This is a genomic window from Peredibacter starrii (assembly GCF_034259205.1).
GTDB lineage: Bacteria > Bdellovibrionota > Bacteriovoracia > Bacteriovoracales > Bacteriovoracaceae > Peredibacter > Peredibacter starrii.
Genome location: NZ_CP139487.1, coordinates 496,585 through 508,603, shown reverse-complemented (window position 1 = coordinate 508,603; position 12,019 = coordinate 496,585). Strand labels below are relative to the sequence as shown.

The window sequence follows — 12,019 nt, the reverse complement described above, 5'->3', positions numbered from 1 at the left end:
GAGCTTAGCGTTTTATCAGTTCATTTTTTCTTCTGCAAGCTTTTTTTTCAAAAATCTTTAGAAAAATTTTAGAAACTTGGTGGAGATGACAAGGATCGAACTTGCGACATCCAGCTTGCAAAGCTGGCGCTCTCCCAACTGAGCTACACCCCCAGTTTCAATAAAATCGCGAGACGCCAATTTAGTGGATTTGGTCGAAATTCGTCAAGAGAAAATTGCGTTTAATTTAAAATATTTTTTTGAGGACCAAATAACGCCCAGTATTAATTTTGTCGTTTTTTGGGCGGTTTTGAGAGTGAAAAACACTACTTTATTTTCACCCAATGTCGGCCTTTAACTTCAATCTTTTGACCTTCAGGTCCCCAGAAATTTTCCATTTCTTTGCGCTTGTAGATACCAACAATGCGTTCCGGGTATTCCATTTTCTCTTGTTTCGTCATGGCGGTGAGGTTCCCGAACTCATCATTTGTGAGAGGAGTGCCACATTCATACTCTTGATCTACGTAAGCGAGAACCCATCCTGCTACACCAATAGGAACTTCAGAATTATTTCCACCTCGACCTACACCATACCCAAAAGTATCAGAAGCAATACCTATCACACTCATCTGGCAGCGTTCATTACAAATCTTCGCCCCATCTTTGGTATCGAAGTAGCATTTTCCATACTCTAATTTGTCGCAGAGAAGTTGATAGTCAGCGATGTCGTTCCAGACTGCGTTCCAGACTCTCGGAGCGATGAAATCAACATTGGAATAAAGATAACCTCCGTTCGGATCTTCTGCCGGTACAGAGACGCCTCCCCCCCAGGTGGCTCTCGTTATTTGAAGTCCACTGGCCCCGACTCCACCAAATTCAATTTTATAAAGTCGATTTGATAAGCGTCCCATATTTCACCTCACTGATTAAAGCATTCTTTTGATTGATTGTTTTTACAGATCATCTTTTTCAAATTCTCCAGATCACCTTGCATTCTGACCTGCTCATTTTTGAGTTCTTTAATTGTGCTTTTTAGTACTTTGTTTTCGATATCCATTTCTTTCAGACCCTGAAGCAAGAGAGGGGTCAACTGAATATAATCTACAGTAAGTGAATTGTTGGGACCCTTTCTTCTCACGAGTTCAGGGAAAATTTCCTGTAACTCTTGAGCGATAACACCGTAAGCTTCTTTATTGTTTGATTTCCATTTATATCTTACGGGTCTGGTTTCTCTGATCTTAGGTAAAAGTCCATTTAGATCACGTACATCGTATTTGAATTTTTGGTCAGAGGTAAAATCGATGACGGATGAATCTTGCATAACGATTGAAGTTCCATTTTGAGCAACCAAAGAAGATCCGGCCTGGAGAATAATTAATGCATTATTCGACATGGTAAGATTACCTGTCATCACTCCGGCCGTTCCTCCTACTCGCCAAATGTATCTAGCGTCCCATCCAAGTCCTCCAGTTGAAGTACATCCAACTAAAGTGTTCGCAGCATTTACTTCTACATTTAAGCGGATTTTTCTTTCGATCGTTTCTGCACCTACAGTTCGGCCTTCACCGAAGTGAAAAGTAACATGTAGATTGACTGCACCTAATTTAGTCGTTGCCGGAGGTGCAGGAGCAGCAGCGGGAATTCCAATTTCAGGATCAGAGGGATCTGGGGATGTTGTAATTCGATAGGAGAGAATTCTGACTTGCCCGTTCCCGTATGCTTGGGCCAAGCGCCAGTTGGAGTTGGCCTGATATCTAGGTTGAGGGGAGTTGTCAGGCGCAAGAGAAATAATTCGTTGAGAGGCAGGGGCCGCGATCGAGGGCGTGGATAAGTTGATTCCATTAAAGGTAGATCGACAATTTTCAGCGACTGCAAGAATACTTCGAATATCAGTCAGTACGGCCTGGTACTCACCACGTACTTCAACTGTCTTCATATTTTTGGTTTGGTTTTCCATTAATTTGGCACCGGCAAGGGCAAGTCCCCCTAGTAAAGCTGAAGCCACCATAATTTCAAGAAGCGAGAACCCACTTTGTTTATTAGACCACATAAGTACGTACCCTTGATTTATATCAGTTATAAACTATTATAAGTGAGAAATTAAAAAGTATTAAAACTTTATGAACAATTATGCCGATAAGATCAGGTATGAATAGAAGAGAGCTCTTATATTCGATCATCGCAGTCGCAGTAATCAGCGTAATGCCGAATACTCAAGCTTTTAACTCAAACATCGATCAGATTGTCCCTGTTAAAAAGTTTCGAAGGAAAAAGAAGATAAAAACACTACGAAATGGGGAGGTCTATTCAACGGAAGAAGACACTCTAATCGAACTTCCATTTCGGCCAAAGGATAATGATCACGTCCATATCATTGTGAGAAACTCTTCGGTAATAGAGTACTATGAAAATTGCATCCTCGGGAAACCTGAGCCACTTAGGCTTGATACCTTAGCAATAATTAAGCTTACCTATAATTCTGACTCTAATAATTGGCACCTAAGCTAAACATTACATTGTTTTGAATTTATAATTTAAACATCGGTAGCGATCATATGACCTTTGAAATTGAGAGTGTGAATATGCATCTTCGCTTAATTTTGTTTTTTATCGTTATGGGTGGATTGTTCTGGTTCTTCAGACCGAAACCGCAGGCACAAAGCAAAGAACAGCCCAAGCCCTACGTCATTCCTAAAAATACGAATCCTCAACCTGAGGTCGTAAAACCAGTGGAACCAACAGCGCCGATAGCGGTAACAGAAACAACGCCGGGGACACCCGCAGAAGTACCAGCAGAGCCGGTTGTCCGCCCTAGTACTGAACAAACTACTCAAGCGACTCCATCGGTTGCTCCTCCGACTCCTGAATGGGCGAAAATTCCGGAACAATCTCCAAGACCGGTCATTCTAGAAGATAAGCTTGATGACCTTCATGACTACGCTCCACTATTAAAGAACCGCCTTTTGGCGAAATATTCGCAGGATCAGTTTGATCATCTGGTCCAACAAAGTGACCAGTATTTAAGAAACGAAGCTGAGTACGAAAAAGGCAGCCCGGCAAAGGCAAAAGAAGTGAGAAAATTCATTGATGATCTATATGAGGCAAAGAAGGCGGCTGAGATGGAGAGAAAACTCTAATGATTCTTGCCGCAAACGTAAGCGTCTATTTAAAAACAACTGAGACTTGTAATTTAAATTGTAAGCATTGTTTTACGAGCGGTACCAATGGCAAAAAAATCTTTTTCTCACCAAAAAAAACCATCTCTTTTTTTGAAAGACTAAAACAAGAATGCGGTTGGATCAAAAGCATCCGCTACATGTTCCATGGAGGCGAGCCACTTCTGGCCCCGATGGAGGACCTGTACGAGGCCTATCACGGTCTGAAGAATATTTTCCCGGAAACCCAGTTCTCTCTTCAAACCAATCTTGCCTATCATCTCACTCCGGAGAGAAGAAACTTTATTAAAGAAGTGTTTTTGACTGAAGGCTTCGGTACTTCCTGGGACTATGACATCAGATTTACCTCTGAATCTCAAAAAGAACTTTGGGAAAATAACGTCAAAACCCTGATTCGTGATGGGCACTACATCACGATGATTGTTTCGATTACCAAGAACCTCATTGAAGAAAAAGAACCTATTGAAATCATCGAATATGCCAAAGGCCTTGGTTTTCAGAATATCCTCTTTGAAAGGATCACATCTGACGGAAATGCCAAAACCAATGAAAGTATTCTTCCTTCTAATCAAAAGCAGGACGAATGGCTGCATCGCATGTTCAACCAGAGCCTTGAATACAAAACATATGAATACATCGGCAATATGTTGATGTCAGAGCTTGCCCGGGCCTATGTTAATCATGAACACACTGCTAATCGCTGTAGAATGTGTGAGCAGAGTCTCATTACGATTAATGCTGATGGAACCATTGGGGGCTGCCCTAATACAGCACCTTCTGAACATTGGGGTCACATCGAATGGCCGGTGCTTCAAAGCCTGAAGGCAGAAAAGAGAATTAAAGCAATCGCATGCGAAAGCCTGGATCGACCGGAAGAATGTTATAAGTGCGAGGCCTTTGAGTACTGTAACAGTGATTGCAATAAACTTCCCTGGGACAAAGAAACCAATTACTGTTCAGCTCCTAAAAAAATCTGGCAGCAGATGATAAGAGATAACGATATTCCATCTTATAAAAAGCTCATTGTCGGCGCCAAAGGAGACGGACCCCATGGAATTTAAAAATTTTCAGGTCTTCTCCAAATTAATCGAAGCGAAGACTGAAGAAACTCGCCTTATTGATGAGGCAGACGTTTTAAACATGCTTCGCAATGAATATCTACATGATCAACACTCTCATTTCATTGTGAGCGCTGAAGGCACTTATGATGATACCCGCACCTTTAATTACGGCATCGTACCGGAAAGAATTAAATTACTGGAAGAGGCCTATAAGAAAGGAAACACTATTGTCATTAAAGAGGTGGAAAACTGGAATGAAGCCATTATAAAAAAATGTGCTGGTTTTAAGCTTCCTACCAATGTGCACCTCTATCTTTCTCCTCCTCATGCTTCAGGTTTTGGATGGCACACGGACGACCGTGACGTGTACGTGATAATGCAAAAAGGTGAGAAGTATTTTGAAGTTGAAGAACCAGATCAGAGTATCAGTGGCCATTTATTAAAAGAAGGCACGATTCTCTATATTCCCTATGGGGCCCGCCATCGCGCAAAAGCAGGCGAAAAGGCATCAGTTCATTTGGGGTTTGGGGTGTGGCCTCAGGATCTTACGATTTCAAAACAATATGAGATTTTCGATTTACCAATAGACTTAAAGCTATGAAAACGAGTGAAGTTATTCAACAGGATCCGAGAACTATGGACTTGATTATCAAGCCCACGGAGGCCTGTAACTTCGCCTGCACTTTTTGTAGTTCTACTCATCTGGTGGATGATAAAAAACTGACTCTCCATCTTGAAACCATTTATGAGTTCCTCCAGCGCTTTCCCAATACGCAAACTATCATTGTGAACGGTGGGGATCCCACCATGATGCCAGTTAACTACTATTGGCAGCTGATTGAACACATTGAGAAAAATAACTACCCTACCATCATTTCTATCACGACTAATCTCTGGAAGTTTTGGCTTGAGTGGGAGAATGATTTACCGGAAAAGGCCTGGACCAAACTCTTCAGACACCCAATCGTGAGAGTGGGGACTTCCTTTCAATACGGGGAAGGAAGACTCATTCGACCGGGCCGAGTTTTTTCTGAAGAAGATTTCATTAAAATTTCGGATTTAATGCTGGAGAAAGTGGGCTATCGCCCCTCTTTTATCGCGGTCATTGAAAAAAACAATCTTCACACCGCTCTGGATACGGTCCGCCTGGCAAAACGCCTGGGAGTTGATTGCAAAATTAACTACGCCAATATGAGTGGTGAGTGTAAAGAGCCCCTACCCCTCGCCTATGTTTACCAAATTTATATTCAAATCTGGAATGAGGGACTTGCTCAACATGAGTGGAACACCCGCCAGATGGCCAATCGACTGACTAAGACCCGGTTAACGATTTGTCCACTTCACCGCAGTTGCGATGAAGGCATCAGATTACTTCAACCGGACGGGAAATATTTCAGCTGTGGGTCCTTTGGTGATGATAGGGAATATGAAATTGATTTTGACCAAGAAGTCAGAAAGAACAAATTTTTCACTCCCCTTCAGGATGATATCCAAATCGATGCCATTAAAATGGAATGCTACTCATGTGAAATGTTCCAAATTTGTAACGGCTGCCGAAAACACGTTAAAGACATGAAGACCTCTGGAATGGCGGAAGAGCATTGTTCCAATATGAAGGCCATTGCCTCCGATATTCTTCGTATCAATTATGAGGAACCGAACATTGAAATCATGAACGATGATTACTATGAAAAAACGGGCGGTAAGGTATGAAAGAATTTGAATACCGCCGGACGGTTTTTTATCAGATGCACGGACATGAGTCTTTTGAAGACGAGCACAAGAACTTTGACTATGGCATACACGAGTCCTCTGTCGTTAAAGATGCTGTAACATACCTCCTGGACGGGAGTTCCTATTTAAAATTTCCCGGGGCCGCCCGAGCAGTGGCCATTGCGGTGGCCGATTTCATTGCCCGAGAGTTCAATGAAGACTTCTTCTCCGTTCTAAACAATCCAGAACTCATGCATGGAAATGATCCCTTCTTCAAGACCTATCAGGAAGACAAAAGTACTTATGATGAAATCCTGAAGCTTGTGCCTCGAGAAAAGATTGTTTGGGAAAGTCCGCGAATGGCGATCACTCATCGGCTTATTCGTCAGGAATACATGTTAGATCCAGAGGGGCTGCAAACTCTCCCAAGGAACACATGGATACCTTAGGATATCTAAAAACAGTTTTGGGTAACAAAAAGCCCCGCGTGGCGGAAATCGAACTCACTTTGTTCGAAAACTGCGATGTGAATTGCACGTTTTGCGCCCATGAGAAAAGCTCGGTCATCGGGATGAAAACTGAGGAGATGCTGTCTAAAATTCCTTTAATTGAAAACTTTTTGGATGAAATTGATTCGGATGTCGAAATGGTGAACCTCCACCTGGTAGGAGGAGAACTTTTACAGGACCGACTTATTGATGGAGTTGATGATTTCCTCGCTCGCTATGAACTTTTGATTTCTGAGTATCAACGAATCTGTGAAAGACGTCAGATTGAACCCAGAATAATCCTGGTGAGTAACATGCTTACCACCAAGTCAGATGTGGTCATCAAGTGGCTCGAAAAACTTAACGAAACGGTGTTCGTACGATTAATTGCTTCCTTTGATCCTTTTGGACGCCCCTTAACTAAGCAGTACTTCTTAAACCTTAAAATCTTTCGGCAATTCATTTCAAATATCAATGTGGTCGTAACAAAAGAGGCCATTCGGGAACTTAAAAAGGGAAATGAGCAATTTGACCGGCTCTACCAGGAATTTCCCATATTCATGGACGACTTTTTACCAGATGTAGAAACCAGTCGCATGATTCCAAGTGATGAAGAGTATCTGGAGTATTTGGAGTTAGTTGTCAAAAAATATCCAAAACTCCTGCCATTTGGTGAGGCGATTTCAAAAGTGTTGACCCAGTCTCCGAACGAAATCCAATTCACGACATTCAATAAATGCAACATTCTTCCCAATAATAAGGTCACCAACTATTTATGGGAAAGACACCCCCCAGAGAGCTTTGTCACAGAGGTAAATTATCAGGACAATTCCAACATGCTCTATCGCTTTATCGAAGAAAATCAATGTTTAAGTTGCGAGTACTATCAAAGCTGTCCCTTAAGATGCCCAGTTTCCTGGTCATGGAAGGACAGAGTGCGATCTAAAGGTTGTGTTAATAAGCGGTTTTTTGACTCTCTCGCAAAATAGGCAATATAATTTAGTCATGCGAGGAATTTATGGCAGGTGAACGTTTTAACTATGCTTCTCTTTTGACCAAACTTAGGTTTGACCATAACTACACTGTGGCCCGTGCCAACGGGATGGTGACCGCCGATTTCATCGATGCTCAAAACTCCGGTTATTATTTTGGCGGAGTTTGGCAAATCACCACGGCATACTATCCGACTCAACCCGCAAACCCTTTTCCAGTTGGAAGTATCAATAACTCAGGCGCGGTCAGGGCCTATATTCACACGCTGGTTAGAACTTATGCTGTTCTAAGAACTTTCAACATTGTGTTTGAAGGTGCCCCTCCTTCTTCAAAAACCGTTAAGGCCTATTGGGCAGATATTTCAAGGACCTCATACATCGCAAATCCAGATGAAATTAACTACATTCTTAATTTTAACGGGGCACCAGGAGTGAGAATCGGTGATGATAACTTTATAACTTCAGTGGCAGACTCGGAAGTGTGGGCAAAAATTGTGGAACACTTTTCTAACCGTCTGGATGGTACTTTTAATTACTGTCATACCAATGTTCCTACACCACCTCCTTGTCACGCTTCGAGAGGAAGAAGATAGTGAGTGAAGATAAACCAGCCGTAGAGCTACTGCCGGTTCATGGCTATAACCATGCCATGCTTTATCTAAATATTTTGGATAAACACTATATCTGTGTCTCACGTGCAAGAGCACACATTGATCCCCATCCAACAAGCGCCAGTATTTATATTGGCGAGTACTGGAAAGACATTACCTTTTCCCATTTCGCTCCGCTCTTTAACGCCGGAGACTTTTTTGAATTTATTAAGCATGCGCAAAGAGAATACGGAGGACTGGCAAATCTTCTCCATTCAGAAAAAGACAACGCGATTAAAATCTATGTCGGCTACGACACGATGGTCCCCTTTTTCCTATATTCTCTGGTTCAAATTGATCAGACCTTTGGTCTCAGCCATGAAATTCTCCGAAGTATTATCAAGAAAACCAATGAGCGGTTTTGGATTTGGGACAATAAGCGTTTGAATCTAAGCGTAGAATTGTACAGGGCCTTTAAAGATGATATTGGAGAAATTCCAGAGTGTGATCTCCTGTTCAAAGATAAAACTATTGTGAGCCTACCTTTTGAATATGTATTTTTGTTTTATGCTCATGGAAAGATATCCAAACAGGAACTTAAGGCAAAGTTTCAAAGCCTGAAATCCTACATGGTAGGCATGTCCCTTATTCAGGTGGTTAAAAGCGGTCTGGAAACACTTTTGAACGATGCAAGAGTCCTCAAGGACTTTAAAGGTATAGATATTGAGGCCTACGACGATATTGTTCCCATTTTAGAAGAAGACGAACTATTAAATGGTCTTTTCATAAAGCGCATCAGTACAAAGGATGTGACTTGGGTGGAAGAACGCCTGGAAGAAATTAAATTTCTTATGTCCCTTCTTAAGGCCTATGATCTGGACTCTCATGATCCATTTCCAAGTTATGATGAGTTTAAAAAGATTCAGGAAGTCTACTACGGTCCAAATCAGGATAAGGCGCTGGATGAAATCTTGAGTGGTGCCGGACCCAATCTCCATGAACTCGATTTTTTCAAAGAATACACCAATAAGATGAATACGACGTTAATTCACTATGTATCAGTTAAATTAGCGCGCAAAGACCAGGTGGTTTTAAATGACTAATCAGCGCATATTAGATGTGACACTTCCCTTGTCACCGCAAAACCAGATTGAATACTTCAAAGATAAGAGCATCCTGTTCCGTATTGATATGGCCAATAGCCGAATCACACCTAAACAATGCTTCATGACTCTGAGTAATATGAGAATCAAGGCGGAAATTGGGAACATCACTCCTGCGGTTCTGGAAGAGTACATGACGGCCAATTTTGTGATTGAAACCACTAATCTTCCGCAAATAATTGCCAATATTATTCTTGGTTATAAATATCAAAGAATGCCTTATGTAGATGTTGAGAGTCACTTCTCATTAGAAAACTATGCCAACTTTATCGTGAACCATGAAGAAATGATCCAGCAGTGGTGCGGACTTATTAATTCAATTCCGCTTTACCTCATCATGTCGACCAATAAGATCCATAGTGAAGATGAAATCAAACAATGGAAACTGGATCATCCGAAAGTGGAAGGTAAAATTCCAAATATTGGTGTGAACATCAGTCAACTGCTGGCCCTGCCTGATTTCCTGAGCCTCTTTTTTGATCCGACCGAGATGAAGACTCTACTTCAGCATCCATACTTTCCTTACTACTTCGATGAATACATTTACGGCGGTGAAAAACTCATTAACTTTCTTGCAACAGAGAAACATTTGAGTCACTTCGCCTATTTCTCGATGGGAATCATGCTTCAGATTAAAAACGGTAAGATTCCAATGGTGGAAACTGATGATCAGAAAAAACCTGTTTGAGAGAATGAACATTGCAGGACATGTAAATGTGGAGCTTCAACGCTCCAGCAATTTCTATGTCTTCATGAATGTCGATCTTTTAAATGGGTGCGGACAAACCTGTGCCGGATGCTTTGTTAATAAAGGCATTAATTCCTATGATCTTAATCGCGATCTGGAAACCATTGCTCGCCTGGCAGATGAAGTGAATGCCAGTAATCTGCATTTGGAAGAAATAGCCCTGGGACCTACGGATTTTTTTAGCGCTAAAAACACCCTGGAAGTCATCACTCATCCGGCCTTTAAACGCCTTTTTAAAAACGAAGACACTAAATTCGTAATGACCTCTACACTTAAGGCCAGCGGTGAAGAAATTCGCCAAAAGCTCAAGGTGCTGGAGGAAAGTGTCGGTCACCTGGATATTGATCTATTGATCGCCACTGATATTGATGAATTCTTAACCAATAAACAGTACCTTCAGGAAATGAAGAGCAAATGGCAGATTCTGAAGGAGTCATCCTTAGAATTTGATCCCGCCTTTCAGATCAATATTCATCCGGCAAATCTCATTAAATACAATCCGGATAACTTAACGAGACTGGCCCAGGAGATTAAGGCCGAATTCGACACCATTTTAGAGTTCAACCCTTCGATCCTTCGAATTAAGCATCAAAAACAAAAAGATAACCTGAAATTCTGGATGAGAACCATTCGGGAAAACAGCCTTAAGAATGCTAATAACTTCACCTACACCATGGTGAATAAAAGCCATAGCGGTATGAATAATCTGGTGGTGAATTTTAGGGAAGGGAATTTCTATCTGTGTCCCTTCATCTACGAAAACGTCTTTTCCTATGAAGACTCCTTTTTAATTCAAAAGCAGCAATCGGAATACACATTGTCTGATCTTTTAGAATCTAAGGAGAACTCATTTGTTAAACAAATGAACTATTCATCCAAAACGAATCACTGTGAAGGCTGTGAATATCTGGTGTCCTGCACTTATAAAAACGTCCTGACCTATATGGAAGCAAACGAAATCAAAGACTGCTTTTTGGGGTTAGGAAATGGAGAGGCCCATGGCCGTGCTGTTTGATGCTTATCGAAAGCACATTAGCGGAACGAAGCCACTGAAATACACTCCAACCGTGGAACTAGATATCATTTTTGATGTCCTGGACGGATGTGACATGAAATGTCCGGGATGTTTTGTGGAAAGAAAGAACAAATTCACCACACGGGATTTGGAAAACATCCATATATTGACTCAGGAGTTTTTGAATCAAGGAATTGATGCCAATGAACTTTTTTTGGGCCCGACTGACATTTTTGAGGCCGGTAACTTCGATCAATTAGTCGATGCTCCTCTATTTGACCGCCTGGTAGAGCAGTATGCCGCCCTGACTTTCACTTCAACCATGTTGACCGAACATGAGGAATTAAAGCGTCGGGTAAAGAAACTCTCCAATATCATGGCCCCATACGGAAAGAGATTCGAGTTGTTCGTGATTCTGGATATTGAAAAGTATCACGCAGGCGACAAAGAATATCTGGAACAATTTGATCGAAACCTGAAAGTCATCGCTGATATTGATGGCCGCTTGAAGAAGCAGGTAAACATCTTTTTCATCGCAAATTTCTATCCAGAGATGTTCGACAATATCAGTATCACTGAGCTTAATGCCCGGATACGCTCCGATTACGGTACTAAATTTAAAATCAATCCTTCTTTTGCTCGTGCCAAAAATGCAGCTTTAATTGAAAAGCAGTCAAAAACATTGAGCCATCTTCTTGAAAATCAGATTGATGACAGCAAAATCCGAAATGTTTTCATGAACATGATTGATATTTATTTCGGTGGGGACACTTTCCACCCTCTCTCTTACACCGATGGGCGTCTTTTTATAGCCCCGTACTTTTATGAATTCGTGGCCCTGAAAAAGCCGGAACTGGAAATCAGAGCACGTGAAGATGGTCGCTTTTATATGGGTGATGTCTTTGCGAAACGTGAAGAATTGACTATTCAGCAATATGCTCACGCCGAAGACCTTCCTGAGTGCGCGGGCTGTCCGTTTCTACCGAATTGTGTTTCCCGGAACCATATTCAATTCATGAAAATGAATCAGATCACGAGTTGTGTGGTACCTAAAAAGCTTTATCGATCTTCGTATAAAACAGTGGAGTACTGAT

General features: G+C 41.6%; 13 protein-coding genes and 1 tRNA gene. 11 read left to right on the top strand and 3 right to left on the bottom strand.

Going from position 1 to position 12,019, the window contains the following annotated elements; translation table 11 throughout:
• Positions 1–77 precede the first annotated feature (77 nt).
• The 3 genes from SOO65_RS02635 to SOO65_RS02625 all read right to left on the bottom strand — a co-directional run bounded on the left by SOO65_RS02635 (position 78) and on the right by SOO65_RS02625 (position 2,029).
• Positions 78–153, bottom strand: a tRNA-Ala gene (locus SOO65_RS02635).
• Between the two features lie 152 nt (positions 154–305).
• On the bottom strand, positions 306–890 hold the full coding sequence (locus tag SOO65_RS02630; protein WP_321396506.1) for a hypothetical protein: 585 nt from the start codon (positions 888–890) through the stop codon (positions 306–308).
• Between the two features lie 8 nt (positions 891–898).
• Positions 899–2,029 (bottom strand): tail fiber domain-containing protein, encoded by a 1,131-nt coding sequence (locus SOO65_RS02625; RefSeq protein ID WP_321396503.1) that lies wholly within the window; start codon positions 2,027–2,029, stop codon positions 899–901.
• A 532-nt stretch (positions 2,030–2,561) separates the two neighbouring features.
• Here SOO65_RS02625 and SOO65_RS02620 point away from each other — a divergent pair.
• Genes SOO65_RS02620 through SOO65_RS02570 form a run of 11 tightly spaced genes read left to right on the top strand, consistent with a single transcriptional unit; the run spans position 2,562 to position 12,018 of the window.
• Positions 2,562–3,116 (top strand): hypothetical protein, encoded by a 555-nt coding sequence (locus SOO65_RS02620; RefSeq protein ID WP_321396500.1) that lies wholly within the window; start codon positions 2,562–2,564, stop codon positions 3,114–3,116.
• On the top strand, positions 3,116–4,216 hold the full coding sequence (locus SOO65_RS02615) for a radical SAM/SPASM domain-containing protein (protein ID WP_321396497.1): 1,101 nt from the start codon (positions 3,116–3,118) through the stop codon (positions 4,214–4,216). The genes SOO65_RS02620 and SOO65_RS02615 overlap by 1 nt, the downstream gene beginning before the upstream one ends.
• Positions 4,206–4,817 (top strand): JmjC domain-containing protein, encoded by a 612-nt coding sequence (locus tag SOO65_RS02610; RefSeq protein WP_321396494.1) that lies wholly within the window; start codon positions 4,206–4,208, stop codon positions 4,815–4,817. The genes SOO65_RS02615 and SOO65_RS02610 overlap by 11 nt, the downstream gene beginning before the upstream one ends.
• Positions 4,814–5,929, top strand: coding sequence for a radical SAM protein (locus tag SOO65_RS02605; protein WP_321396492.1), 1,116 nt, complete (start codon positions 4,814–4,816; stop codon positions 5,927–5,929). The genes SOO65_RS02610 and SOO65_RS02605 overlap by 4 nt, the downstream gene beginning before the upstream one ends.
• Positions 5,926–6,378, top strand: coding sequence for a hypothetical protein (locus tag SOO65_RS02600; RefSeq protein WP_321396488.1), 453 nt, complete (start codon positions 5,926–5,928; stop codon positions 6,376–6,378). The genes SOO65_RS02605 and SOO65_RS02600 overlap by 4 nt, the downstream gene beginning before the upstream one ends.
• Positions 6,366–7,406 carry a hypothetical protein gene (locus SOO65_RS02595; protein ID WP_321396485.1) on the top strand — a complete coding sequence of 347 codons (1,041 nt, stop codon included), beginning with the start codon at positions 6,366–6,368 and terminating at the stop codon, positions 7,404–7,406. Before SOO65_RS02600 ends, SOO65_RS02595 begins: the two co-directional genes overlap by 13 nt.
• Before the next feature lie 29 nt (positions 7,407–7,435).
• Complete coding sequence (locus tag SOO65_RS02590) at positions 7,436–8,002, top strand: hypothetical protein (protein WP_321396483.1); 567 nt, start codon at positions 7,436–7,438, stop codon at positions 8,000–8,002.
• Positions 8,002–9,102, top strand: a complete 1,101-nt coding sequence (locus SOO65_RS02585; RefSeq protein WP_321396481.1) for a hypothetical protein — start codon at positions 8,002–8,004, stop codon at positions 9,100–9,102. Before SOO65_RS02590 ends, SOO65_RS02585 begins: the two co-directional genes overlap by 1 nt.
• Positions 9,095–9,850 carry a hypothetical protein gene (locus SOO65_RS02580; RefSeq protein WP_321396478.1) on the top strand — a complete coding sequence of 252 codons (756 nt, stop codon included), beginning with the start codon at positions 9,095–9,097 and terminating at the stop codon, positions 9,848–9,850. Before SOO65_RS02585 ends, SOO65_RS02580 begins: the two co-directional genes overlap by 8 nt.
• Complete coding sequence (locus SOO65_RS02575) at positions 9,828–10,925, top strand: hypothetical protein (protein ID WP_321396476.1); 1,098 nt, start codon at positions 9,828–9,830, stop codon at positions 10,923–10,925. The genes SOO65_RS02580 and SOO65_RS02575 overlap by 23 nt, the downstream gene beginning before the upstream one ends.
• Positions 10,909–12,018, top strand: coding sequence for a hypothetical protein (locus SOO65_RS02570; RefSeq protein WP_321396472.1), 1,110 nt, complete (start codon positions 10,909–10,911; stop codon positions 12,016–12,018). Before SOO65_RS02575 ends, SOO65_RS02570 begins: the two co-directional genes overlap by 17 nt.
• The last annotated feature ends 1 nt before the right edge of the window (position 12,019 follow it).

Bases quoted from the DNA above. Each gene is read 5' to 3' on its own strand.
- SOO65_RS02620 (WP_321396500.1), top strand. From the start codon at position 2,562: ATGCATCTTCGCTTAATTTTGTTTTTTATCGTTATGGGTGGATTGTTC.
- SOO65_RS02610 (WP_321396494.1), top strand. From the start codon at position 4,206: ATGGAATTTAAAAATTTTCAGGTCTTCTCCAAATTAATCGAAGCGAAG.
- SOO65_RS02605 (WP_321396492.1), top strand. From the start codon at position 4,814: ATGAAAACGAGTGAAGTTATTCAACAGGATCCGAGAACTATGGACTTG.
- SOO65_RS02570 (WP_321396472.1), top strand. From the start codon at position 10,909: ATGGCCGTGCTGTTTGATGCTTATCGAAAGCACATTAGCGGAACGAAG.
- SOO65_RS02595 (WP_321396485.1), top strand. From the start codon at position 6,366: ATGGATACCTTAGGATATCTAAAAACAGTTTTGGGTAACAAAAAGCCC.
- SOO65_RS02590 (WP_321396483.1), top strand. From the start codon at position 7,436: ATGGCAGGTGAACGTTTTAACTATGCTTCTCTTTTGACCAAACTTAGG.
- SOO65_RS02615 (WP_321396497.1), top strand. From the start codon at position 3,116: ATGATTCTTGCCGCAAACGTAAGCGTCTATTTAAAAACAACTGAGACT.
- SOO65_RS02580 (WP_321396478.1), top strand. From the start codon at position 9,095: ATGACTAATCAGCGCATATTAGATGTGACACTTCCCTTGTCACCGCAA.
- SOO65_RS02575 (WP_321396476.1), top strand. From the start codon at position 9,828: ATGATCAGAAAAAACCTGTTTGAGAGAATGAACATTGCAGGACATGTA.
- SOO65_RS02600 (WP_321396488.1), top strand. From the start codon at position 5,926: ATGAAAGAATTTGAATACCGCCGGACGGTTTTTTATCAGATGCACGGA.
- SOO65_RS02630 (WP_321396506.1), bottom strand. From the start codon at position 890: ATGGGACGCTTATCAAATCGACTTTATAAAATTGAATTTGGTGGAGTC.
- SOO65_RS02625 (WP_321396503.1), bottom strand. From the start codon at position 2,029: ATGTGGTCTAATAAACAAAGTGGGTTCTCGCTTCTTGAAATTATGGTG.